The 23,840-nt window shown below is 32.0% G+C and carries 21 protein-coding genes; 20 read left to right on the top strand and 1 reads right to left on the bottom strand.

All coding sequences use genetic code 11. The features are described 5' to 3' along the window. The first annotated feature begins 152 nt into the window (after nt 1–152). The 5 genes from CAAU_RS11720 to holA all read left to right on the top strand — a co-directional run bounded on the left by CAAU_RS11720 (nt 153) and on the right by holA (nt 7,170). Nucleotides 153–2,771, top strand: coding sequence for a calcium-translocating P-type ATPase, SERCA-type (locus tag CAAU_RS11720; RefSeq protein WP_008909653.1), 2,619 nt, complete (start codon nt 153–155; stop codon nt 2,769–2,771). 414 nt (nt 2,772–3,185) lie between these two features. Then, nucleotides 3,186–3,677, top strand: a complete 492-nt coding sequence (locus CAAU_RS11715) for an ECF transporter S component (protein WP_008909652.1) — start codon at nt 3,186–3,188, stop codon at nt 3,675–3,677. 94 nt (nt 3,678–3,771) lie between these two features. Further along, nucleotides 3,772–4,071, top strand: a complete 300-nt coding sequence (locus CAAU_RS11710) for a hypothetical protein (protein WP_008909651.1) — start codon at nt 3,772–3,774, stop codon at nt 4,069–4,071. 2 nt (nt 4,072–4,073) lie between these two features. Further along, entirely contained in the window at nt 4,074–6,149 is a 2,076-nt protein-coding gene (locus CAAU_RS11705) for a DNA internalization-related competence protein ComEC/Rec2 (RefSeq protein WP_008909650.1), read from the top strand. Further along, nucleotides 6,139–7,170 (top strand): DNA polymerase III subunit delta, encoded by a 1,032-nt coding sequence (gene holA, locus CAAU_RS11700; protein ID WP_008909649.1) that lies wholly within the window; start codon nt 6,139–6,141, stop codon nt 7,168–7,170. The genes CAAU_RS11705 and holA overlap by 11 nt, the downstream gene beginning before the upstream one ends. A 31-nt stretch (nt 7,171–7,201) precedes the next feature. Here the strand turns inward: holA and rpsT are convergent, their stop codons facing one another. Then, a complete protein-coding gene (gene rpsT / locus CAAU_RS11695) occupies nt 7,202–7,471 on the bottom strand; it encodes a 30S ribosomal protein S20 (RefSeq protein ID WP_008909648.1) in 270 nt (89 codons plus the stop codon). A gap of 218 nt (nt 7,472–7,689) precedes the next feature. Between rpsT and gpr the strand changes: the two genes are divergently transcribed. The 15 genes from gpr to CAAU_RS11625 all read left to right on the top strand — a co-directional run. Further along, nucleotides 7,690–8,667: a GPR endopeptidase gene (gpr, locus tag CAAU_RS11690; RefSeq protein ID WP_008909647.1), complete on the top strand. Its 978-nt coding sequence runs from the start codon at nt 7,690–7,692 to the stop codon at nt 8,665–8,667. A gap of 92 nt (nt 8,668–8,759) precedes the next feature. Continuing rightward, nucleotides 8,760–9,857, top strand: coding sequence for a stage II sporulation protein P (gene spoIIP, locus CAAU_RS14020; protein ID WP_008909646.1), 1,098 nt, complete (start codon nt 8,760–8,762; stop codon nt 9,855–9,857). A 102-nt stretch (nt 9,858–9,959) separates the two neighbouring features. Beyond that, nucleotides 9,960–11,765, top strand: coding sequence for a translation elongation factor 4 (gene lepA / locus CAAU_RS11680; protein WP_008909645.1), 1,806 nt, complete (start codon nt 9,960–9,962; stop codon nt 11,763–11,765). Next, a complete protein-coding gene (hemW, locus tag CAAU_RS11675; protein ID WP_008909644.1) occupies nt 11,765–12,865 on the top strand; it encodes a radical SAM family heme chaperone HemW in 1,101 nt (366 codons plus the stop codon). Before lepA ends, hemW begins: the two co-directional genes overlap by 1 nt. Before the next feature lie 119 nt (nt 12,866–12,984). Then, a complete protein-coding gene (locus CAAU_RS14015; RefSeq protein WP_207635476.1) occupies nt 12,985–14,664 on the top strand; it encodes a GGDEF domain-containing protein in 1,680 nt (559 codons plus the stop codon). Continuing rightward, complete coding sequence (locus CAAU_RS11670) at nt 14,658–14,975, top strand: carboxylesterase family protein (protein ID WP_008909642.1); 318 nt, start codon at nt 14,658–14,660, stop codon at nt 14,973–14,975. Before CAAU_RS14015 ends, CAAU_RS11670 begins: the two co-directional genes overlap by 7 nt. A 177-nt stretch (nt 14,976–15,152) precedes the next feature. Then, the gene (gene hrcA, locus CAAU_RS11665) at nt 15,153–16,178 is read left to right on the top strand and encodes a heat-inducible transcriptional repressor HrcA (RefSeq protein WP_008909641.1); all 1,026 of its coding nucleotides are present in this window, start codon (nt 15,153–15,155) and stop codon (nt 16,176–16,178) included. Nucleotides 16,179–16,193: 15 nt separating this feature from the next. Continuing rightward, nucleotides 16,194–16,793: a nucleotide exchange factor GrpE gene (gene grpE, locus CAAU_RS11660; RefSeq protein WP_008909640.1), complete on the top strand. Its 600-nt coding sequence runs from the start codon at nt 16,194–16,196 to the stop codon at nt 16,791–16,793. A gap of 18 nt (nt 16,794–16,811) precedes the next feature. Beyond that, on the top strand, nt 16,812–18,635 hold the full coding sequence (dnaK, locus tag CAAU_RS11655; protein WP_008909639.1) for a molecular chaperone DnaK: 1,824 nt from the start codon (nt 16,812–16,814) through the stop codon (nt 18,633–18,635). 52 nt (nt 18,636–18,687) lie between these two features. Further along, nucleotides 18,688–19,824: a molecular chaperone DnaJ gene (dnaJ, locus tag CAAU_RS11650; protein WP_008909638.1), complete on the top strand. Its 1,137-nt coding sequence runs from the start codon at nt 18,688–18,690 to the stop codon at nt 19,822–19,824. A 146-nt stretch (nt 19,825–19,970) separates the two neighbouring features. Continuing rightward, entirely contained in the window at nt 19,971–20,909 is a 939-nt protein-coding gene (gene prmA / locus CAAU_RS11645) for a 50S ribosomal protein L11 methyltransferase (RefSeq protein WP_008909637.1), read from the top strand. 12 nt (nt 20,910–20,921) lie between these two features. Continuing rightward, on the top strand, nt 20,922–21,668 hold the full coding sequence (locus tag CAAU_RS11640) for a 16S rRNA (uracil(1498)-N(3))-methyltransferase (protein WP_008909636.1): 747 nt from the start codon (nt 20,922–20,924) through the stop codon (nt 21,666–21,668). After that, on the top strand, nt 21,665–22,966 hold the full coding sequence (gene mtaB, locus CAAU_RS11635) for a tRNA (N(6)-L-threonylcarbamoyladenosine(37)-C(2))-methylthiotransferase MtaB (protein WP_008909635.1): 1,302 nt from the start codon (nt 21,665–21,667) through the stop codon (nt 22,964–22,966). Before CAAU_RS11640 ends, mtaB begins: the two co-directional genes overlap by 4 nt. Further along, nucleotides 22,966–23,307 carry a histidine triad nucleotide-binding protein gene (locus tag CAAU_RS11630; protein ID WP_008909634.1) on the top strand — a complete coding sequence of 114 codons (342 nt, stop codon included), beginning with the start codon at nt 22,966–22,968 and terminating at the stop codon, nt 23,305–23,307. The genes mtaB and CAAU_RS11630 overlap by 1 nt, the downstream gene beginning before the upstream one ends. 115 nt (nt 23,308–23,422) lie before the next feature. Further along, nucleotides 23,423–23,840, top strand: a 418-nt coding sequence (locus tag CAAU_RS11625; protein ID WP_040306604.1) for a UPF0236 family transposase-like protein, incomplete at its 3' end; no start/stop codon positions are given.

The raw sequence follows: 23,840 nt of genomic DNA, 5'->3' as shown, positions 1-23,840 counted from the left end.
GGGGAGTAACTCGGCCTAAGCCTTAACCGATCGTCACCTCGGCGAAAGCCCGGTCGGTTAGCAAGGGAAACCTTGTGAGTAAGACCTTTATCTATGGATATCCATGGATAAAGGTCTTTTATTTTTGAAAAAATATTCTAAGGAGGGATTATATGAAGCCGTTCTATATGCTTACTAAACAAGAAATATTTTCAGAACTTAATACAAATGAAAATGGTATATCGGATGAAGAAGTCAAAAGGAGGCTATCAGAGTTTGGGTATAACGAATTTAAGGAAAGAAAAACAAAATCATTATTTCAAAGATTTTTAGATCAATTTAAGGACTTTTTAGTAATAATTTTAATAGTTGCTGCCTTAATATCTGGATTTGTTGGAGAGATTGCTGACTCAATAATAATCTTATTTGTAGTAATTTTAAACGCTGTTCTTGGCGTTATTCAAGAGAACAAAGCTGAAAAATCTCTTAGTGCACTAAAAAAGATGGCAGCACCTCTTGCTGTAGTTGTAAGAAATGGAATTTCAAAAGAGATTCCTGTAAGGGAAATTGTTCCTGGAGATATAGTAGTTCTAGAGGCAGGTAGATTTGTTCCAGCGGATTTGAGGCTTATAGAAGCAGTAAATTTAAAGATAGAAGAATCCTCATTAACAGGTGAATCCGTTCCGGTTGAAAAGAGTAGTGAAGCATTAGATAATGAAAATATTTCAATTGGAGATAGAAAGAACATGGCCTTTATGTCCTCCATGGTTACATATGGGAGAGGCAAGGGTGTAGTTGTTGCAACTGGTATGAAAACGGAGATAGGTAAAATTGCAGATATGCTCTCTAATGTAGAAGAGGAACAGACACCTTTGCAAGTAAAATTAGAAGAAGCAGGCAAATGGATGGGAATAACGGCATTAGTTATCTGTGCAGTTATGTTTTTGGTAGGAATATTAAGAGGTCATGAATTATTTGATATGTTTATGACTTCAATTGCCCTTGCTGTTGCTGCAATTCCTGAGGGACTACCTGCAGTAGTTACAATTGTTCTTGCTGTAGGTGTTCAAAAAATGATAAAAAGGAATGCCATAATAAGAAAATTACCTGCGGTTGAGACTTTAGGATGCGCTACTGTAATTTGTTCTGATAAGACCGGAACTTTAACCCAAAACAAGATGACAGTAAAAGAAATATTTACAGTAAACGGTTATGCAGATGATATATTAGATGCTAAAAAGGCTTTAATAATTGCTAATCTTTGCAACGATACTAAAGTTGTTGAAGAAAATGGAAAGATAGTCACTTTGGGGGATCCGACAGAAACAGCTTTAGTTGACATAGCATTAAAGGCAGGAATTGATAAAAGGGAGTTAGAAAAGCAGTATTTAAGGATTGATGAGATACCTTTTGATTCAGATAGAAAACTAATGACAACATTTAATAGATATGAAGATAAGATAGAAGTTAATGTAAAGGGAGCGCCAGATATATTATTATCTAAATGTAAGTTTATTTTAGATAACAATGCTGTGAGAGAAATAACAAATGATGATATTGAAAGAATAAAAAGAGCTAATGAAGAGATGGCTGCTAAGGCATTAAGGGTTTTAGCAGTAGGATATAAAAACACAAATGAAGTGGATATTAATAATGCTGAAAAGGATTTAATTTTTGTTGCTTTAATAGGCATGATAGATCCTCCAAGGGAAGAAGCAAAGGATGCTGTTAAAAAGTGTAAAACCGCTGGTATTAAGCCTGTAATGATAACAGGAGACCATAAGACAACAGCAATTGCTATTGCTAAAGAACTTGGAATTTTAAACAGCGATGAAGAAGCTATTACCGGTGTAGAACTTGAAAAAATGAGCGATGAGGAGTTGTTTAATAATGTAACTAGGTATAGCGTTTATGCGAGGGTTTCACCAGAGCATAAGGTAAGAATCGTTGAAGCATGGAAAAGGAATGGTCAAATTGTTGCAATGACAGGAGATGGAGTTAATGACGCACCGGCTTTAAAGACTGCAAATATTGGTGCAGCGATGGGGATAACCGGAACAGATGTTGCCAAGGAAGCTGCTGATATGGTCCTCACTGACGATAATTTTGCAACTATTGTAGCGGCAGTAGAGGAAGGAAGGACGATTTATTCTAATATTAAAAAGTCCATAAGCTATTTGTTATCATGTAATATAGGAGAGATAGTTACACTCTTTGTTGCAACGCTTTTAGGATGGGCTGAACCTTTATTGCCTATTCACATACTTTGGGTAAATCTTGTAACGGACAGCCTCCCAGCTTTGGCATTAGGAATGGAACCTGCTGAAGAAGGAGTAATGAAACAACCGCCACGAGATCCTAATGAAGGAATATTTTCTAAAGGGACGGGTTTTAGAATATTGATACAAGGTATATTGATAGGAGCTTTAACTCTAATTGCTTATGTATATGGTGTTAACTATGGTAAAAAGCAAGGCCTTTCCTTTGAAGAATATGAGTTAATTGGAAGAACCATGGCATTTTTTACTTTAAGTTTATCACAGTTAGTTCATGCTTATAATAATAGATATGAATTAAAGTCAGTAATTGCAAGTGGCATATTTAAAAATAGATACTTAAATCTTGCTGTTCTAATATCTTTATTTATTCAAATTACGGTTTTATCGACTTCCTTCTTAAGAAGGATATTTAAAGTAACATTATTAAATAGAGAACAACTTGTAGTGGTCCTATTGTGCTCAATAGCTCCATTAGTAGTTGTTGAGATAGCTAAATTATTTAGAAAAAAATGAACTATAGCTTTGCTATAGTCCAGACTGTTGAAAAAGTTGTTTTTTGATAAGCCCCGTGAAGGATTTCCCTGGCATTCGCTCATTTCGCTAAGCTATTCAAAGCTTTTCTTTGTTTTCAAAAGTCCTACCCTCGTGAGCCGACATCCGTGTCGGCCACTCGGCTCTGCACGTCCGTGTGCAGAATTACGGACTTTTGAAAAGTCGAAAAGCAAGAATTGCTAGAGCTCATGAGAGATGCCTTTCCTAATCCTTCCGGGGCTCTTGTAAAGTCTAAACACCAATGAGAGTTTGTCTACAATCTGAACTATAGTTTTGCTATAGTTCATTTTTTTGTATTGACAAACTTATTTTTTTGAATATTATATATATGAACAAACAATTGATTAAATGTATCGATACAATAGGAGGGGGATTATGAGGACAGAAAAATTTAGAAAAATAATTTATTCAGGTTTTGGTATTGCGCTTGTTTTTGTTGCAACAATAGTTATTAAAATCCCGTATGTAAAGGGGTATATTAATTTTGGAGATATTTTTATTTTTGTTATTTCAAGTATATTAGGAAGTAATATTGGATTTATTTCTGGAGGTATAGGGTCAGCCTTTTCAGATATTTACCTAGGGTATAATATATATGCACCCGGAACATTTATAATTAAGGGTTTGGAAGGATTTATTGCAGGGACATTGCTTAGAATATTTGATAGGAAATTTAATCCTTATTTTATTTATTCGGCTTATTTTATAGCGGGTCTTTGGATGGTATTGGGATATTTTATATATGAAACTGTTCTTTATGGTTTTGCAACTGCAATGACTGCTGTCCCAGGTAACTTAGTTCAGGCGATTGTCAGTGCCATTGTTGCTATTCCACTTTCAAGGGCTTTAAAGAAGGTTATAAAGTAAATTGAACCTAAAGGCGAAATTGCCTTTAGGTTTTTTGTTTATATTTTGATTAGTTAGGAAAAAATATTAATAGTAATTTGGAGGTGAAGAAAATATGCTAAATAGAATTAGAGAAACCAGGATTCAAAGGGATGGACTTTATGAAATAACCCTTCAAATACCTGAAAGTGAGTATTTTAGTGTTTATGATAGCGTGACGGAATATAATGCAATTGAGATATTAGGAAATTATCTTTCTAAATATCAAGATGATGCAAGATTTGATAATGTAAGAATAAAGCATAATAAAAATGGCCATATTGTTGATATAAAGGCTGAACTACATTATCTTGATAATGATCATACGGATGCAAGTCCTGTCCCAGATATGCTCAATAAAGCGAGAGGTGAATAGTTTTGCTAATCCCTTATTTGACTTTATTTTTTATTTTAGGAGTTTTGATTTATTTTTCAGGAAGCATTATTTTAATTAGTGCAGCTTTAACTGCACTTTTTTTGATTTTTATCAATAAGAGGAGTTTGATATATTTTTTAATAGCATTTTTAGTATTAGGAATATTGGTTGCTAATTTTAAACACAGCAATTTTGTGAAGAAGGAGGAATTGTTAAGGAATAATAATATTTTTGATGGATATATTGCTGAAAAAAATTCAGATAGTTATTTGATTGTAAATTATAAAGAAAATTATAAGATTCTGTTATATACTACTAAGGAGTTTTCACCGGGAGATTATATAAAAATATATTCAAAATTTGAACCCATTCAAACTTATAAAAAGAAAAATTATTATTCAAGGGGAATTATAGGAAAAATAAAAGAAAATGAAAATTTTACAATTATAAATAAAAAAACAGTTTTATCATCTTTAGTTAAAATTAAGTATTTTTTGATAAATAGACTAACTTTAATTGACAAAAAGGCAGGAGGGTTAATAGCTGCAATATTATTTGGATATACATCAAATATGAAAGAGGAATACAAAATATTCAATGATTTAGGATTATCGCATTTTTTAGCTGTATCTGGGTTTAATCTTGGAATTATATTTTTGTTTTTTAATAGAATTTTTGAATGCTTTGGAGCAAATTTAAGAAAAATTTTATCCCTAATTATTTGTTTCATATTTATTTTAATTTCGTCACTTGAACCTTCAGTTCTAAGAGCGTTTATAATGATTGCCTTTGTAAGCCTTTCAAAGATAGTAAAAAGACCATCGTTAGGATTAAACAATCTTTTTATAGCAGCACTATTGATGCTACTTTTTAACCCATATTTAATTTTTAATAGAGGATTTATATTTTCGTATTTAGCAACGTTTTCAATCCTGATATTAGGACATTACATTAAGAATGCTAATAATGATATATCAGCTGCTCTTTCTACTTTTTTGTTTATAACGCCGATATCCTTAATTTATAATGGTTATTTTTCAATATATAGCCTTATTTTGAATATTATATTATCACCTTTTATTGGTATATTAACGATTTTATCGTTTTTATCCTCTATAATATTTTTAGTGTTTAAATTGGACATTTTTCTTTTTCCACCCTTATTTTTTGGGATAAAGTTATTTGAGATTATAACAAAAATTAGTAAATATAATATTCAAATGTTTTTTAGCATGAACTACATTACATTAGTTAGTTATTATTTATTAATATTTATAAACTTAATAAAAAAGGAATATAGAAAATTTAACTATATATTAGTTTTATTTTTAATATCTTCAATTTTGTATAATCCTAAAAATTTAAAAGTAAACATTATTAATGTTGGTCAGGGAGATAGCATTTTAATTGAAACTCCATATAAAAAAGTAATTTTGATAGATACAGGGCCAAGTTTTGATGACTATATTGCTGCAAAAGAAAAAATAGTTCCATTTATTAAACGGAAAGGATATAATAAAATAGATTTACTTATTATTACCCATCCCCATAAGGATCATTTCTCTGGGTTTTATACTATTTTAAATAATTTCAATGTTTATAATATCGCCGCACCATTTAATATAGACAACATAAAATCTACTCTGCTTTTAAAGGGGGATGAGGTTGTGATGGATGGAGTTGTTCTCAAAGTTTTATATCCAGAAGTTTTGCAACAAAAGGATGATAAAAATGAAAATGCTATTGTTTTAGAATTATCTTTTAAAGATTTTTATATGCTATTGCCTTCGGATGTAGATTTAGATAATATAGATTTAGAAAATAAGGATTATGATATAGTTCAACTGCCACATCATGGTTCAATAAAATCCTTTGATATAAATACAGCTGAAAAATATAAATTTAGTGTTGCTGTTGTATCAGTTGGTAAAAATAATTTTGGACATCCATCGAACTTATTGATGGAATACCTTTACCAAAGGGGAGTTAGAATTTTTAGAACTGATATAAATGGTAATATTACAATACATACTGATGGTAAAAAATATTTTATAAAAGGTGATTTTGATGATAGTTAACGATATAAAATCATTTGAAAGGGAATTACAATCAAACCGAGTTATTATTATCGGTGGAACTAATAAAAATGATATTGTTTTATCATTAAAAAAAGCTTATAAATTTTATGAGGAAAATGGATATGATATTAGAATTTTAGATTTTGAAAATACATCTATTGATGAAATTAAAAATGCTATTTTTACTTCAACTTTTTTTGTAACAGCAAAATTGGTTCATGTTAAAAATTTTAATATAATTAAAGCGAGAACAGAAGAAGAAAAAATAAATATTGATAAAGGCATAATAAAGGAATTGGTTGAACTAATTAGAATTGTTGATTCTGATACAGTTTTATTGTTTACGACAGATGGACAAATAGATCTTTCTAATCAAGTAAGTAAAATAGTATCTGAAATAGGATGCTTGGCCCATTTTGTTATTACAAAGCAGGATTTGCCAAGTTTCGTTGAAAAACTTGTAAACAAAGAATATAAAAAAGCAGGACGAGCGGAGATTAATTATTTTTTAGAGTCAATAAATTATTCAACTCAGGAGGTTTATAATGAACTTAATAAACTAATAGATTATACCCTTGATGAGCCAAAAATAACCCTTCAGCATATTGATGATATTGTCACTAAAACACTAGAAAGCAATATTTTTAAAATGGTTGATAGTATAGGCAAAAAGGAAGCTCACACTGCATTGTCTATCTTAAATACACTCATAAATCAAAAGGAATCGGAACTTAAAATATTGGGAATGATAATAAGGCAATTTAGATTGTTATATTTGATGAAGATTATAGATGAACGACATAAGGGAATGGGTGAGGATGAGATATTGAGAAATTTATCCTTGGATGGCAAGAAAAGATTTATTATTAAAAACCTAAGAATTCAGCACCAAAAATTTAATAGAGATGAGATAATTAAAAATATTAATTTGTGCTTGGAAACAGATTTTAGTATAAAGTCTGGAAAACTTCAAGATAGTAAATTGGCATTAGAACTTTTGATTTTAAATATATGCAAATAAAAGTAAAAAACACCCTAAATGGGTGTTTTAATTATTGATTTGAAACTTTGTTAAGCTTTAAAGTAAGTCTTGACTTGTGTCTTGCTGCTGCATTAGCATGAATTACTCCCTTAGCAGCTGCTTTGTCGATTTTTTTGATAGCTTCAACGAGTAAAACCTTTGCATCATCTAAGTTGCCGCTGTTTAATGCAGCTTCAAACTTCTTTATAGCTGTTCTCATTGAAGACTTAACCATTTTGTTTCTTAATGTTCTTTTTTGGGTAATTTTTATTCTTTTTATAGCTGATTTTATGTTTGCCATTGACTACCCTCCTCAAAAATAAATTATTTATACCAGCAGATGGGGAATCTGCGAAGGGTTCTACATATTACAACAAAGGATATTATACCATTAATATTTGTGCATTTCAAGAAAAATATATAGTTTTTGTCCAATAATTTTGCTCATAGGCACAAATAGTATATGAAAAAAAATTATGGGAAATCTATAAATAGAATTTTTTAAAAGAGGGTGGTTCGATGTTTAATATTAGAACAGATCTTGCGATAGAAGCACGGGAAATTTATAGGGAAGGCAGCAATAGAGAAGTCCCAGGTGTTGCGGTGGACGTTGATCATAAGGATGAAGATATTAAAATAACCATTGTTAAGGTTTTAGATGAAAGAGGAGCAAGAATAATCGGGAAACCAATAGGAAGCTATATTACTATGGAGGTTCCCAAAATTAGGCACTATGATGCCGAATTTCATGATAGATTAGGAAAATCTTTGGCTAAACAATTAGCAGAACTAATAAATTTAAAGAAGGATGGAACTGTATTAGTAGTTGGTCTTGGCAATTGGAACGTAACACCTGATTCATTAGGCCCTAAGGTTGTGTCAAAGTTATTTGTAACTAGGCATTTAAAACAATATATGCCCCAATACTTAGAAGAAGGAATTAATCCAGTATGTGCAATTTCTCCAGGGGTTTTAGGAATAACTGGAATAGAAACTGCTGAGATTATTCAAGGAGTAGTGGAAAAGGTAAAACCAGATGTTGTAATAGCGATAGATGCATTATCCTCAAGGAAAATGGAAAGGGTTGTAACAACTATTCAAATAGGGAATACAGGTATAAATCCTGGTTCAGGTGTTGGAAACAGGAGAATGGAATTATCCGAAAGAACCTTAGGAATCCCTGTAATAGCTATTGGTGTTCCAACTGTTGTAGATGCTGCAACTCTTGCTAACGATACTATTGATCTTATGATAGATTCATTAATTAAACAGACGTCTAATGATAAGGATTTTTATAATATGCTTAAAAATGTCAATAAGGATGAAAAATATGCCTTAATAAGACAAATACTAAATCCTTATATTGGTGATCTTATGGTAACTCCTAAGGAAATCGATAGTTTAATTGAAGACATTTCAAAGGTTATAGCAAATGCGATAAATATTGCCGTTCATCCTGGTATTGAGTTAGAGGACATTAATAAATACATTCATTAAAAGGACACCGATAAGGTGTCTTATTTTTTGTTTTAATACTATAAATTTGAACATATAAATATTAAGAGTAAATTATAAAGGGGAAGATGGGGATGCATAAGAGGTTAAATTGGATGTTAATATTAGAATATCTAGGGAAAATAGGAGTATTTCTTATTCTATTAAAACTTTTATTAAGTTATGTTTTACCCATTATGCTTATATTTTTTAATTCCAAATATAAGTTAAATACATATCAATTCCTTTTAGTTCAAGCAACACCTATGCTTTCTATGTATCAAGAAGATGACGAAGAAGACATAAATTGGTTTTCTGTAATAACAAAAAATTTAACTGGAATTGATTTTTATGATTATAAAACGTTATTAATAAGCAGTATTCCAATGATGGGTGAGGTTGAACAACAAATTTTGGCTATAAAAGAAAGCGGACCTATTGTTGTAATACCAAGGACAGAGGTGGCATTGGAGGATGAAGAGGAAATTCAAGATGAGGAAGCAATAAACAATTCATCACAAGAAAAAGAGGAAACTGCTATAAATATAATAGAGCAAGCAAAAGCAAATCCGCCCCAAAAGAGAAAACTTGATCCTAAAAAGCCTTTAATTTTAATCTATCATACTCATACAACAGAGAGCTATAATCCTGATGGCAAGGGACAAAATTTTACAACGGATTCAAATTTAAATTTAATAAGGGTTGGTGCAGAATTAAAAAAGGAACTTGAGGAAAAGTATGGTATATCAACAATCCATGATACGACTTTTCATGATATTCCAAAGCGTGAGGGAGCATATTTTAAGTCTAGACCAACAGTTCAAAAATATCTTAAAAAATACGATAGTTTTAAAATTATAATTGACTTACATAGGGACGCAAATGTAGGAAAAAATAAATCTACTGCAATTATAGGTAATGAAAGATATGGGAGGGTTATGTTTGTTGTTGATACTTTAAATAGAAATCACACAAGGAACAATGTCTTAGCATCGAAGATAAATGATAAGTTTAATTATTTATATCCAGGATTTTCAAGGGGAATAATGTATAAGCAATCTAAAAGTCATTATAACCAGGATTTATCTTCAAAAATAGTTTTGATTGAGGTAGGGTCAAATGAAAATTCCCTTGAGGAAGCCATTAATTCTGCAAAGGTGATTGCAAGGGTTTTAGCAGAATGCATAGATTAACTAATTTCCTTTCATTTATTTACATAAAATAAATTTTAATATATAATTATTTAATAGCAAAAACGAAGAAAAGATTGTACTCTACCTATGAGGAGGATATATATGCCAAGTGATAGACAAAAGAAGATAAGAAATTTTTGCATTATTGCGCATATTGACCATGGAAAATCAACCTTAGCTGATAGATTGATTGAAAAAACAGGAACTTTAACCCAAAGAGAAATGGAAGATCAGGTTCTCGATACAATGGAGCTTGAAAAGGAAAGAGGAATAACGATTAAAGCTCAGGCCATAAGACTTGTTCATACAACGGAAGGTGGTGAGGAATATATTCTAAATCTTATAGATACCCCTGGCCATGTAGACTTTAATTATGAGGTTTCAAGAAGCCTTGCAGCTTGTGAGGGGGCACTTTTAGTTGTTGATGCAACACAAGGAATACAAGCTCAGACCCTTGCAAATTGCTATTTAGCTTTAGAGCATGATCTTGAAATAATTCCTGTAATTAATAAAATAGACCTTCCAAGTGCAAGACCTGATGAGATTAAAAAGGAAATAGAAGATGTAATAGGGCTTGATTGCTCTGATGCTCCATTAATTTCTGCAAAGGTTGGACTTGGAATAGATGATGTTTTAAAGGCAATTGTTGAAAAGATACCTTGCCCTGAGGGCGATGAGGACGCACCACTAAGGGCATTGATATTTGATAGCTATTATGATTCATATAAAGGAGTTATATGTTATATTAGGGTTAAAGAGGGAACTATCAAAAAGGGCATGAAAATTAAGCTTATGGCATCTAAAAAGGAATATGAAGTAACCGAAGTAGGAATCTTTAGGCCACAATATATGGAAGTTCCAGAACTAAAGGCCGGAGATGTTGGATATGTTTGTGCCAGCATAAAAAATGTCAGGGATGCAAGAGTTGGTGATACTATTACTGAAGCTGAAAGGGAAGCTAAAGAACCGCTTCCAGGTTATCGCCCTGCCATTCCGATGGTATTCAGCGGATTTTATCCAACAGATAGTGCAAAATATGAGGAGTTAAAGGAAGCATTGGAAAAGCTTCAACTTAACGATGCCGCCCTAATATTTGAGCCAGAAACATCTGTAGCTTTAGGTTTTGGATTTAGATGTGGATTTTTGGGACTTCTTCACATGGAAATAGTTCAGGAGAGATTGGAAAGGGAATATAATCTTGATATAGTAACAACAGCTCCAAGCGTTATATATAGAATTACTAAGACGGATGGAGAGGTAATTGAACTTACAAATCCGACAAATATGCCATCGCCAACAGAAATAGAATTTATGGAGGAACCTTATGTTAAGGCAACTATTATAACTCCTTCAGAATATGTTGGTGCGGTAATGGATCTTTGTCAAAATAAAAGGGGAATCTTTAAAAACATGGAATATATAGAAACAACAAGGGTCATGCTTCATTATGAGATGCCATTAAATGAAATTATATATGATTTCTTTGATGCCTTAAAATCCAGAACAAAGGGATATGCTTCCCTTGACTATGAACTTATAGGATACAAGGAATCAGACCTTGTTAAACTTGATATATTGCTAAATGGTGATCCAGTAGATGCTTTATCTCAAATTGTTCCAAAGGAAAGGGCATATCAAAGAGGCAGAGCAATATGTGAAAAGCTTAAGGAAATTATTCCAAGACAGCTTTTTGAGATACCTATCCAAGCTGCAATTGGTTCGAAAATTATAGCAAGGGAAACTGTAAAGGCCTTGAGAAAAGACGTTCTTGCAAAATGCTATGGTGGAGACATTACAAGAAAGAAAAAGCTTCTTGAAAAGCAAAAAGAAGGTAAAAAGAGGATGAAGCAAATTGGAACTGTTGAGGTTCCACAGGAAGCATTTATGGCTGTATTGAAGGTGGAATAATGGAAAGGGCTTTATATATTCACATCCCATTTTGTGTTAGAAAGTGTCTGTATTGTGATTTTTATTCTATTTCAGATTTGTCTTTGCAGGATGATTATATAGATGCTTTAATAAGCGAAATAAAAAGAATTGAAGACAAAAAATTAAAATCAATATTCATCGGTGGGGGAACCCCCACCGTTTTATCTAAAAATAGCCTTGAAAAACTGTTAAGAAGTTTAAGCAAATTTCAATTTACGGAGTTTACTGTTGAAGCTAATCCTGGGACTTTGGAAAAAGAAAAATTGATAGTGCTAAAAGAATATGGAGTCAATAGGCTATCTATTGGTCTTCAGGCTGTTCAAGATAAGATTTTAAAAAGTCTAGGGAGAATTCATACCTTTAGCGATTTTTTAGAAAACTATGAAATGGCAAGAAAAATAGGTTTTAATAATATTAATGTTGATTTGATGTTTGATATTCCTGGACAGGGAATGGATGACTGGAAGGAAACATTGGAGAAAATTGCAGAAATTAAACCTGAACATTTGTCGTGCTATAGTTTGATAATAGAAGAAGGAACGCCCTTTTACGAATTATATAATATGGGACAACTTAACATTGCTGATGAAAATATCGATAGAGAAATGTATCATTATTCAGTAAATTTTTTAAAAAGCAAGGGATTTGTGCATTATGAAATATCGAATTTTGCTTTACCGGGATATGAATGCATTCATAATCTAACCTATTGGAATGAAGAAGAATATTATGGAGTTGGGGCATCGGCTCATTCGTTTATAGATAAATTTAGATATTACAATGTGGATGATGTTAAGAAATATATATACTTAGTATATAATGATGAATCAAAAAGAGAAAAAATATTTATTAGCAAAAAGGATGAAATGAGCGAATTTATTCTCCTTGGTTTAAGAAAAATAAAAGGCGTTTCTAAAGAAGTTTTTAAAAAAAGATTTAGTGATGATGTTTATAATGTTTTTGGTCAGGAAATATCTAAACTAATTGAACAAGGGCTTTTAATGGATGATGGGAAAAATATTTTTTTGACGAATAGGGGTCTTGACATTGCAAATCAGGTTTTTATGAGATTTATATAATAAAATAAAGGAGCGTTTAAAGACGTTCCTTTATTTTTTTTGAATTAAGAAGGAATTGGCTTTTTTATGTAGAATATTATTAATCGATGTTAAGTAAGTATTTTATTGCAGGTGATAAAATGGAGAAGAAAAGATTTTATAGAATTTTGCTTATTACAATAGGATTGATAGTTATCATAAAGTCTCTTTTTAATATCAATATAATTAGTTTCCACGATTTGTTTTTCTTCTTTTTTGCCTTATTTATTGCATCTATTATGAATTATTTTACTCTTTTTGTTAAAGATATTAGATTTGATTTTACGGAAACAATAACCATCTTCATATTTTTAACCTCTGGAATTTATAATGCGATTTTGTTTGAAACCCTTTATAGTATCACCACATTTATTATTAATACGTTTTATTATAAGAAGGCAGATAATAATTTAGATAAATTATTGGTAAATACCTCAATGTTTGCAATAATTGTTTTTTTATCGGGTAAAATAAGCAACTTATTATCTAGTTTTGCAAATTTGCCTTATTTAGAAGATATTGTATTGTCTGCAGCATTGTTTGAGCTTCTTTTCTTGACTTTTAATATATTGCTATTATACATTGAAATTATTTTGGATGGAAAGAGGCTATCTATATTTAAAGCCTTTGATTTGGAAATTTTACTTACGGACTATATTATTGCTGTGACGCTGTCGATATCCTTGTGTTTGATAAGTTTTAGCTCGGGTAAATTAGGAACGGTTTTAATATTTGTTATTTTAGTTATATTAAGTTATACCTTTTATCTTTTTAAAAGATTGGAGTTTAAAAATGCAATAATTAAAAAATTGCTCATTATAAGTGAGGACCTAATTAAATATGGCGATTTAAAAACAAAGTGTGATTATTTCTTAATAAATTTAAAAGAAATAATACCCTATGATATTGCTGCAATATATTTTTTCGATTATAAAAATGATGATTTCGCAATCCCTATTTCTTTTTATCTACCTATAGAACTTCCTTTAAACGAATTAGACCTTAATATTAAAAATGGCAATACTATAAAAAGAATTTTAGACAAGAAAATATATATTAGCAAAAATACCAAAAGAGATAAAAATATTTCAATTGTAGGGGAACTCCAAAATTGGTGTGAATCTGCTGTATTCGTTCCAATTGTTGTAGAAGATGAAGTGAAGGGATTAATCTTTTTAGCAGGACGAATTAGCATGTCAAATTTACTATTGCAGGATATTGAAGATCCATTAAATATACTTTCAAAACAAATGGCATTAGCAATTTCTAATTATAGATATTTTTTGGATATAAAAAAGGAAGCTGAAATAGATCCATTAACAGGTCTGTATAATAGAAAGGTGTTAGATAAAGAAATAGACAATTTAATAAAACAAAATGTAAACTTTTCTATTGTAATTTTTGATTTAGATGATTTTAAAAAGGTTAATGACACGTATGGACATTTAGCAGGGGATCAGGTTCTTAAGGAATTTGCAAATGTTATTAAGAAAGTTATAAGAAAAACTGACATAGCTTGTAGATTTGGAGGAGAGGAAATATTAATCATATTAAAGGGACTATCAAAGGAACAGGCATACATAATTGCAGAAAGAATAAGAGAAAAGTTCGAAGAATCAAATATTATTATAAACGGTAATTCAATTAATGTAACAGTGTCAGGTGGTATAGCTTCGTATCCAGAAGATGCAAATAACATAAAGGAATTGCTTAATAAGGCTGATGCTGCTTTATATATTGAAGGCAAATCGAAGGGTAAAAATAAAATAGCTATATGCTAGCTGAGGCTCATCCTATACTTTTTGCGGCTATTGTTCCTATTTGCGGTGGGACGGTTCCCAAAATAGGATTCCCTGAAAGGATTAAAGTTCTTAAAGATGTGCCTGTTTGGGCATTTCATGGTGCAAAGGATGAAATAGTTCCTATTGAAATGTCTAAAGAATTAGTGGATGTTTTAAGGCAGCATAATGGAAATGTTAAATTTACAGTATATCCAGATGCAGGACACGATTCTTGGACCGAAACTTACAGAAATAAAGATTTATATGCTTGGCTTCTTGAACAGAAGAATGATAAGTTTACATTAGAATAACAATATAGGATAATCCTCTTTATGGCATAAATATTATTATGCTATAAAAGAGGATTATTTTTTATATTATGAGAATTTTTAATAGAATATATTGACAAATTTAAAGGATAGTGATATTTTTTATCTTAGAGTTAGCACTCACTATCAAAGAGTGCTAATAAGAGAGGAGGTGGGAGCATGGATCTTGGCGAAAGAAAAAGATATATACTAAAGGCAATTGTAGATGATTATATTGAAACAGCAGAACCTGTAGGATCAAGAACCATAGCAAAAAAATATGAGATGGGAATAAGCTCCGCCACCATAAGAAACGAAATGGCCGATTTAGAGGAGTTGGGATATTTAGAGCAACCACATACATCAGCTGGAAGAGTCCCTTCAGATAAAGGTTATAGATATTATGTAGATAAGCTTATAAATATAAAAGATCCAACGCCTGAAGAGGCTTTTGAAATAAAAAATATATTGCAATTTGCAACTATATGTGAGATAGATAATATAATAAAAAGAACAACTAAACTTTTGTCAGAGGTTACGAGATATACAGCGGCAGTTTTATCGCCTTCGGTCAAAAAAAGTGCAGTAAAATCAATACAGCTCGTTCAAGTTAACGATTATGATATTTTAGCAATAGTTGTTACTGATACTGCCGTGATTAAACATGTTTTGATTAAGCTGCCGAGAAGAATAGACTATGATACACTTTTAAAAATAAATAACATGCTCAATGAAAAATTAAGAAATCTTACAGTAGAACAGATAGATCTTTCAGTTATAAATCAAATTCTTATGGAACTTAGAGGGTATTATGAAATATTAAATGCTATTATTCCTGTTTTATATGATTCTTTAAAATCAGTAGACTGCGATATTTATTTAGAAGGAACAACCAATATTTTTAAATATCCAGAGTATAATGATATAAACAAGGCGAAAAACTTCTTGTCATTATTAGAAAGAAAGGAAACCCTTATTGATATATTCTCAGATGATGGAGAAAACCTTAAGGTTTCAATTGGTAAAGAAAACAACAATGATGAAGCTAGAGATTGCAGCATTATAAGGGCATCATATATGGTTGGAAATAAGGTTGTGGGCACTATTGGAGTTATAGGACCAACGAGGATGGATTATTCTAAGGTAATCGGGATACTAAAGTTTATAGCAGATAATTTAAATGACATATTAAGAAATTCCTTCTAACAGGGTGGTGAATTTATGACAAATGAAAATGTGAATGAAAAAGATAACTTGATTTTGAAAAAAGAGGAACAAAATGAAAAAATGAAGGAGGAGAATATAGATTCAAATCAGGAAGTTAATGAAGAAAAAGAGATATTAGATGACAAGAGTAAAGAGATAGAAGAGCTTAGACAAAAACTTTCTGATAAAGAAAATGAGTGCCAAAGTTATGTAGATTTATTAAAAAGAACTATGGCGGATTTTGATAATTTTAGGAAAAGAACTCAAAAAGAGAAAGAAACAATATATACAGATGGCTTTGTAGATGCAATTAAGGAATTATTGCCTGTCCTTGATAATCTTGAAAGGGCAGTGGCACATGTTGAAGATAATGAGTCAAATCCTTTAGTCGAAGGTATACAAATGACTTTAAAGTTATTTAAAGATACACTTCAAAAAATGGGAGTTGAAGAAATAAAATCAGAAGGAGAAAAATTTGATCCAAATTATCATAATGCTATAATGCATGTTCAAGATGAAAACTATGATGAAAACATCATAGTTGAAGTATTCCAAAAAGGATATAAATATAAAGATAAAATAATAAGATACAGTCTTGTAAAAGTAGCAAATTAAGAAAGGGGAGGAGAAGAAATGGGTAAGGTTATAGGTATTGACCTTGGAACTACCAACTCATGTGTTGCTGTCATGATTGGTGGAGAACCAGTTGTTATTCCAAATTCTGAAGGTTCAAGAACAACACCTTCAGTTGTAGGTTTTAAACCAAATGGAGAAAGAATAGTAGGTCAGGTTGCAAAAAGACAAGCAATAACAAATCCAGAAAGAACAGTGATATCAATAAAAAGGCACATGGGAACAAACTATAGGGTTAAAATCGACGATAAGGAATATAGCCCAGAAGAAATTTCAGCAATGATACTTATGAAGCTAAAGGCCGATGCTGAAGCTTATCTTGGAGAGCCTGTAACTCAAGCAGTAATTACAGTTCCTGCATATTTTAACGACAGCCAAAGACAGGCTACAAAAAACGCAGGTAAGATAGCAGGGCTTGAAGTTTTGAGAATAATAAACGAGCCAACTGCAGCATCACTAGCTTATGGACTTGATAAAATGGATAAGAATCAAAAGATTTTAGTCTATGACCTTGGTGGTGGAACCTTTGACGTTTCAATCCTTGAAATAGGTGATGGAGTATTTGAAGTTAAGGCAACTAATGGTAATACCCACCTTGGTGGAGATGACTTTGACCAGAGAATAATGGATTATATTATGGATACTTTCAAGGCTGAAACAGGAATAGATTTAAGAAACGATAAGATGGCACTCCAAAGATTAAAAGAAGCAGCAGAAAAGGCTAAGATCGAGCTTTCATCAATGCTTCAAACAGAGATAAATCTTCCATTTATAACAGCTGATGCAACAGGTCCAAAACATATTAACATGACATTAACAAGAGCAAAATTTAATGAATTAACTGCAGATCTTGTTGAAGCAACTATTGAGCCTATGAGAAATGCTTTAAGGGATGCAGGACTTACAATCAATGATATTGATAAAGTTATATTAGTTGGTGGTTCAACAAGAATACCAGCAATACAAGATGCTGTAAGAAACTTTACAGGAAAGGAACCAACAAAGGGAATAAATCCTGATGAAGCTGTTGCAGTAGGAGCTGCAATTCAAGCTGGAGTTTTAACAGGTGAAATTAAGGACCTCTTGCTTCTTGATGTTACACCATTGTCCCTTGGTATTGAAACATTAGGAGGAGTATTTACTGTTTTAATTCCAAGAAATACAACGATTCCTACAAAGAAGAGTCAAATATTCTCAACAGCAGCCGATGGCCAAACCTCCGTTGAGATACATGTTCTACAGGGAGAAAGACCAATGGCAAGGGACAACAAGACCCTTGGAAGGTTTACTCTATCAGGTATACCACCAGCTCCACGTGGAGTGCCACAAATCGAAGTTACATTTGATATAGATGCTAACGGTATATTAAATGTTTCAGCAAAGGATTTAGGAACAGGAAAGGATGCAAAAATTACAATAACAGCTTCAACACATCTTTCAGACGAAGAAGTTGAAAAGGCAGTTAAAGAAGCAGAAAAATATGCTGAAGAGGATAAGAAGAGAAAAGAAGAAATTGAAATCAGAAATAATGCTGATTCATTGATTTATCAAACTGAAAAGACAATGAAGGATTTAGGTGATAAATTAACAGCAGATGAAAAGTCAAAGATAGAAGAAAAGATTAAGAAGCTAAAGGATGCCTTGAATGGAACTGATGTTAATGCTATAAAGACTGCATCAGATGAGCTTACTCAGTCCTTCTATGAAATTTCATCAAGAATTTATTCACAATACAACCAAGGAGCAAATCAAGGATTTAATCAACAGCAAAATACAGGAAACGATGATATAAAGGTTGACTACGATGTAAAGGACGGTAAATAATATAAGAGGGATTTTTATCCCTCTTTTCTGTATGTGAAAGGTGGTGAAACAATTGGCAAAGGACTACTATGCAATACTCGGAGTAGACAAAAATGCATCCGACGAAGAAATAAAAAAGGCCTTTAGAAAATTAGCCCTTCAATATCACCCAGATAGAAATCCCGGCAATAAAGAGGCTGAGGAAAAATTTAAGGAAATAAACGAAGCATATCAGGTGTTATCGGATCCTCAAAAGAGGGCACAATATGATCAATTTGGAACAGCTGATTTTAATGGGCAGGGATTCGATTATTCAAATTTTGGTGGCTTTGGAGGATTCGAGGGCTTTGGTGGTTTTGGAGATATTTTTGGTGATATTTTTGGTGATTTCTTTGGTGGTTCAAGAAAACAAAAAACAGGCCCCCAAAGGGGTGCTGATTTAGAATATACATTGAATCTATCCTTTGAGGAGGCAGCCTTTGGAGCCAAAAAAGATGTAGAAATTTTCAGGCATGAAACATGTGATACCTGTCATGGAACAGGGGCAAAGCCTGGAACTAGTCCAAGGACATGTGATAAGTGCCATGGAACAGGTCAGATGAAGATTGAAAGAAGGACACCTTTTGGAAGTTTTGTAAGCATAACTACCTGTGATAGATGCCATGGAGAAGGAAAGATTGTAGATAGTCCTTGTTCAATTTGTGGAGGAAAAGGCAAAGTTAGAAAGAAAAAGATAATCTCAGTAAATATTCCTGCAGGTGTTGATAGCGGTATGACAATACCATTAAGAGGCGAAGGTGAACCAGGTGTAAGAGGAGGTCCTGCAGGCGATTTATATCTGCACATTAATGTAAGACCTCATAAGATATTCAAGAGGCAGGGGAGCGATATTTATTGCACGATACCGGTTAGCATAACAAAGGCAACACTAGGTGGTGAAATTACAGTTCCAACCCTTGAGGGTGAAGAAAAATACAATCTTCCTGAGGGAACTCAGCCTGGAACTATAATTAGACTAAAAGGTAAAGGCATCCCAAAACTAAGAAGCAGCGTAAGGGGAGATTTATATTTTGAAGTTAAGGTTGAAGTTCCAAAGAAGCTGACAGAACGCCAAAGGGAGCTATTGAAAAAGCTTGCTGAGGAGTTTGGAGAGACAGCACCGGAGAAAAAATCCTTTGTAGACAAATTTAAAGATGCATTTGGAGTATAAAAGGGGCAGCTGCATTGGCATTAATTGCTATTGCAGCCCCCTTTTTATTCTCTTTTTGCTTACCTATTAAACATCAATAATAACACTTGCAGTAATTAAATATTTGAATTAATATAATGTTTGAAAATAAAAAAGGAGTTGATAAAATGAAGGGGAAATGGATTGAAATAAAAGTAATAACAAGTCCTGAGGCCGTTGAAATGGTTAGCGGTATTTTTTATTCTTTAGATGTTAAGGGGGTAGCAATAGAGGACCCAAATGATATATTAGAAAAACAAAGTAAACCAAGTTGGGATTATGTTGACATGAATTTATTTGAACATGGAGACAAGGCAGCTGTAGTTAAAGGATATTTCAGCGATGATAATAATATTGAGGATATAGTAAAATTTATAGATGAAAGATTAAAAGAACTTAGAGAAGAAGGTTTTAGTATTGGTGAAGGAAGAATAATTACCAATGCAGTTTATGAAGAGGATTGGGCTCATTCATGGAAAAAATATTATAAGGTGACTAAACTAGGTAATAGAATTGTTGTTAAGCCAAGATGGGAGGAATATATTCCAAAGGAAGATGAAATTATAATAGAACTTGACCCAGGCATGGCCTTTGGAACGGGAACCCATGAAACTACAATTTTGTGCTTAGAACTTCTTGAAAAATACATAAAGGGTGGTGAATTAGTCTACGATATAGGAACTGGTTCAGGAATACTTTCGATTGCTGCATCGAAGTTTGGGGCTAAAAAGGTTATTGGAGTAGATATTGATGAGGTAGCTGTAGATGCTGCAAGGGAAAACGTTGAGTATAACAATATTGAAAATGTGGAAATAAGGCATGGAAATTTAACTGATGTTTTAGAGGAAAAGGCGGATGTAATAGTTGCAAATATTATTGCTGATGTGATTATTATGATGACTCCTTCTGCAAAGGAATTTTTAAAGAAGGATGGACTATTTATAATTTCAGGTATTATACAGGATAGGAAAACTGATGTTTTATCCACACTTGAAAGAAATAACTTTAATTTAATTGAAATTAGAGAAATGGGAGAATGGGTAGGAATTGTTGTAAAAAATATGTAGAGGGGATGAAGTATGCACAAGTTTTTCGTATCAGCAGAACAAGTTATATTTCCTAATATATATATTGATGGAGAAGATGTTGACCATATCGTTAAAGTTTTAAGGTTGAGAAACGGCGATAAGATACAAATTAGCGACGGGAATGGCAAAGAATATATTTGTGAAATAATAAAATCAGATAAAAAGGAAGTTGTGTGTAATATAATTGAAAGCTTCGATAACGAGACAGAAGCACCTATCAATATAACATTATATCAGGGGCTTCCAAAATCACAAAAGATGGACCTTATTGTTCAAAAATGCGTAGAGATAGGAGTTGTTAGAATTGTTCCTGTAATAACTAATAGAGTTGTTGTTAAAGTAGAGGGAAGGGATTTAAAAAATAAAATAGAAAGATGGCAAAGGATTGCCTATGAAGCTGCAAAGCAAAGCAATAGGGGCATAGTTCCTATTGTTAACGATGTCATGAATTTTGAAGAGGCAATTGAAGAAATGAAGCAAAAGGATTTAGTAGTGGTTCCCTATGAAAGAGAAAAAGAAAGGGGCATAAAGGATCTTAGAGATAGAAAGGATATAAAAGATATTGCTATATTTATTGGCCCTGAGGGCGGTTTTGAAGAGGAGGAAATAGAAAACTGCCTTGATATTGGAGCTATTCCTGTTACTTTAGGTCCAAGAATATTAAGGACAGAGACTGCTGGTTTTGTAACATCAGCTCTAATTTTATACGAACTAGGAGATTTAGGAGGAGGAAGATGAAAAAGGTTGCCTTTTATACATTAGGTTGTAGGGTTAATACCTATGAAACGGAAGCTATGGCAGAGACGTTTATTAAAAACGGCTATGAGGTTGTGGATTTTGATGATTATGCAGATGTTTATGTTATAAACACCTGCACAGTTACAAACATAGGAGATAAAAAATCAAGGCAAATGATAAGAAGGGCAAAAAAGAAGAATAATGATGCCGTTGTTGTTGCTGTAGGATGTTATGTTCAGGTGGCACCTGAAGAGGTTGAAAAGATAGAAGATGTGGATATAATTGTTGGAACAAAGGATAAAGGTAAGATTGTTGAATTTGTTGATGAATATTTAAAAAATAGAAAGAGAATTAAGCACGTTGAAAATGTTATGAGCATTAGACATTTTGAAGAACTTGAAATAGATGAATATCAGGATAAGACTAGGGCTTTTTTAAAGATTCAGGATGGTTGCGACAGATTTTGTTCCTATTGCTTAATTCCGTATGCAAGGGGGCCAGTAAGAAGCAGAAAACCTGAAAATATTTTAATGGAAGTTGAGAAACTGTCAAGAAATGGATATAAAGAAGTAATTTTATCAGGTATCCATGTAGCATCCTATGGTAAAGATCTAAAGGATGTGAATCTTATAGATGTAATTGAAATGATTTCTAAAGTAGAAGGAATAGAAAGAATTAGAATAGGTTCAGTAGATCCAACATTTTTTAATGAAGAAATAATAGAAAAATTAAAATATATAGACAAGTTTTGCCATCATTTTCATTTATCCCTTCAGAGCGGCTGTGATGAAACCTTAAGGAGGATGAATAGACATTATACTACCTCAGAATATAAAAAAATAGTGGATAATTTAAGGGAGGTTTTTGAGGATGTCTCTATAACAACTGACGTTATTGTAGGATTCCCTGGTGAGACCGATGAAGAATTTGAAAGGACTTTTGAATTCTTGAAGGAAATTAAACTTTCAAAGATGCATATATTTAAATATAGCCCAAGGAAGGGGACAAAGGCAGCTGAATATAAAAATCAAGTCCCAGAGTCAATTAAAGAAGAAAGAAGCAAAAAGCTCATTGAACTAGATAAAATATTAGAGCATGAGTTTATAAAAAAACATGAAGGAAAGGTAATGGATGTTTTATTTGAGGAATATAAGGAAGGTTATAATTGGGGATATACTAAAAATTATATAAGGGTTGGAGTAGAGTCACAAAGGGATTTGTCAGGAGAGATAATTAATGTTAAAATAATAGAAAGTAGGGAAAATAAGGCAATTGGAGTTTTAAAGGAGGTGAAATAATGGACTGCATATTCTGCAAAATAGCAAATGGAACCATTAAGACTGAATTTTTATATGAAGATGAAAGAGTAGTTGCATTTAGGGATATTAATCCTGTTGCACCAGTTCATGTCCTTATTGTTCCCAAGAAACACATTGAATCAGCTTTAAAGCTTGAAGGGGAAGATTTTAATTTGATTGGCCATGTGTTTATGGTTGCCAAAAAGCTAGCTAATGAACTTGGTATTGCAAAAGATGGTTTTAGAATAGTAAATAACTGCAATAGAGCTGGAGGACAAACGGTTATGCATATTCATTTTCACCTATTAGGTGGACGGGATATGCAATGGCCACCAGGTTGATGTAACATAGTGTAAAATTATTGTAGGACGAAAAAGGACAAAAAATTTAAAAGAGACAACCCCTGTGGTAAAATAAAAAGTGGAAAAAACACAAATCAATAAGGGGGTGTCTCTTTTGAATAATATTATACAACATGATATTATACAACAACATTTAATAAATTTCACTACTAAATTAATAAAAAATGTAGAAGAAATGCTGTCAAAAGAATGGGATTTTACAAAACTTGTTGAGGTAGTTAAAGAATCGACTGATGAACTTGGAAGGAATATAATAAAAGACTTTTTAGAAGAATTAGATAAAGCGATTAAAGAAGATGATAAGAGAAAAAAGGAATGGATAGTTGAAAGAAAAGACAAGAAAAGTATTATTACGCTCCTAGGAGGAATAGAATATTCAAGAACATACTACAAATCAAGAAAGAGCGGAGAATATAGATATTTACTTGATGATGTTATAGGTATAAGGAAACATGAGAAGGTGGATAAAGAAGTAAAGATAAGGCTTGTAGAGAATGCAATCAACATGTCCT

This window comes from Caloramator australicus RC3, from assembly GCF_000297115.1.
Taxonomy (GTDB): domain Bacteria; phylum Bacillota; class Clostridia; order Clostridiales; family Caloramatoraceae; genus Caloramator; species Caloramator australicus.
This window is presented reverse-complemented; position numbering and strand designations above follow the sequence as displayed.

Excerpts from the sequence above, each read along its gene's own strand:
- dnaK (WP_008909639.1), top strand. The coding sequence starts at position 16,812 with ATGGGTAAGGTTATAGGTATTGACCTTGGAACTACCAACTCATGTGTT.
- CAAU_RS11715 (WP_008909652.1), top strand. The coding sequence starts at position 3,186 with ATGAGGACAGAAAAATTTAGAAAAATAATTTATTCAGGTTTTGGTATT.
- CAAU_RS11710 (WP_008909651.1), top strand. The coding sequence starts at position 3,772 with ATGCTAAATAGAATTAGAGAAACCAGGATTCAAAGGGATGGACTTTAT.
- gpr (WP_008909647.1), top strand. The coding sequence starts at position 7,690 with ATGTTTAATATTAGAACAGATCTTGCGATAGAAGCACGGGAAATTTAT.
- holA (WP_008909649.1), top strand. The coding sequence starts at position 6,139 with ATGATAGTTAACGATATAAAATCATTTGAAAGGGAATTACAATCAAAC.
- hrcA (WP_008909641.1), top strand. The coding sequence starts at position 15,153 with ATGGATCTTGGCGAAAGAAAAAGATATATACTAAAGGCAATTGTAGAT.
- CAAU_RS11670 (WP_008909642.1), top strand. The coding sequence starts at position 14,658 with ATGCTAGCTGAGGCTCATCCTATACTTTTTGCGGCTATTGTTCCTATT.
- CAAU_RS14015 (WP_207635476.1), top strand. The coding sequence starts at position 12,985 with ATGGAGAAGAAAAGATTTTATAGAATTTTGCTTATTACAATAGGATTG.
- CAAU_RS11720 (WP_008909653.1), top strand. The coding sequence starts at position 153 with ATGAAGCCGTTCTATATGCTTACTAAACAAGAAATATTTTCAGAACTT.
- grpE (WP_008909640.1), top strand. The coding sequence starts at position 16,194 with ATGACAAATGAAAATGTGAATGAAAAAGATAACTTGATTTTGAAAAAA.
- spoIIP (WP_008909646.1), top strand. The coding sequence starts at position 8,760 with ATGCATAAGAGGTTAAATTGGATGTTAATATTAGAATATCTAGGGAAA.
- hemW (WP_008909644.1), top strand. The coding sequence starts at position 11,765 with ATGGAAAGGGCTTTATATATTCACATCCCATTTTGTGTTAGAAAGTGT.
- lepA (WP_008909645.1), top strand. The coding sequence starts at position 9,960 with ATGCCAAGTGATAGACAAAAGAAGATAAGAAATTTTTGCATTATTGCG.
- CAAU_RS11640 (WP_008909636.1), top strand. The coding sequence starts at position 20,922 with ATGCACAAGTTTTTCGTATCAGCAGAACAAGTTATATTTCCTAATATA.
- mtaB (WP_008909635.1), top strand. The coding sequence starts at position 21,665 with ATGAAAAAGGTTGCCTTTTATACATTAGGTTGTAGGGTTAATACCTAT.
- rpsT (WP_008909648.1), bottom strand. The coding sequence starts at position 7,471 with ATGGCAAACATAAAATCAGCTATAAAAAGAATAAAAATTACCCAAAAA.
- CAAU_RS11630 (WP_008909634.1), top strand. The coding sequence starts at position 22,966 with ATGGACTGCATATTCTGCAAAATAGCAAATGGAACCATTAAGACTGAA.
- prmA (WP_008909637.1), top strand. The coding sequence starts at position 19,971 with ATGAAGGGGAAATGGATTGAAATAAAAGTAATAACAAGTCCTGAGGCC.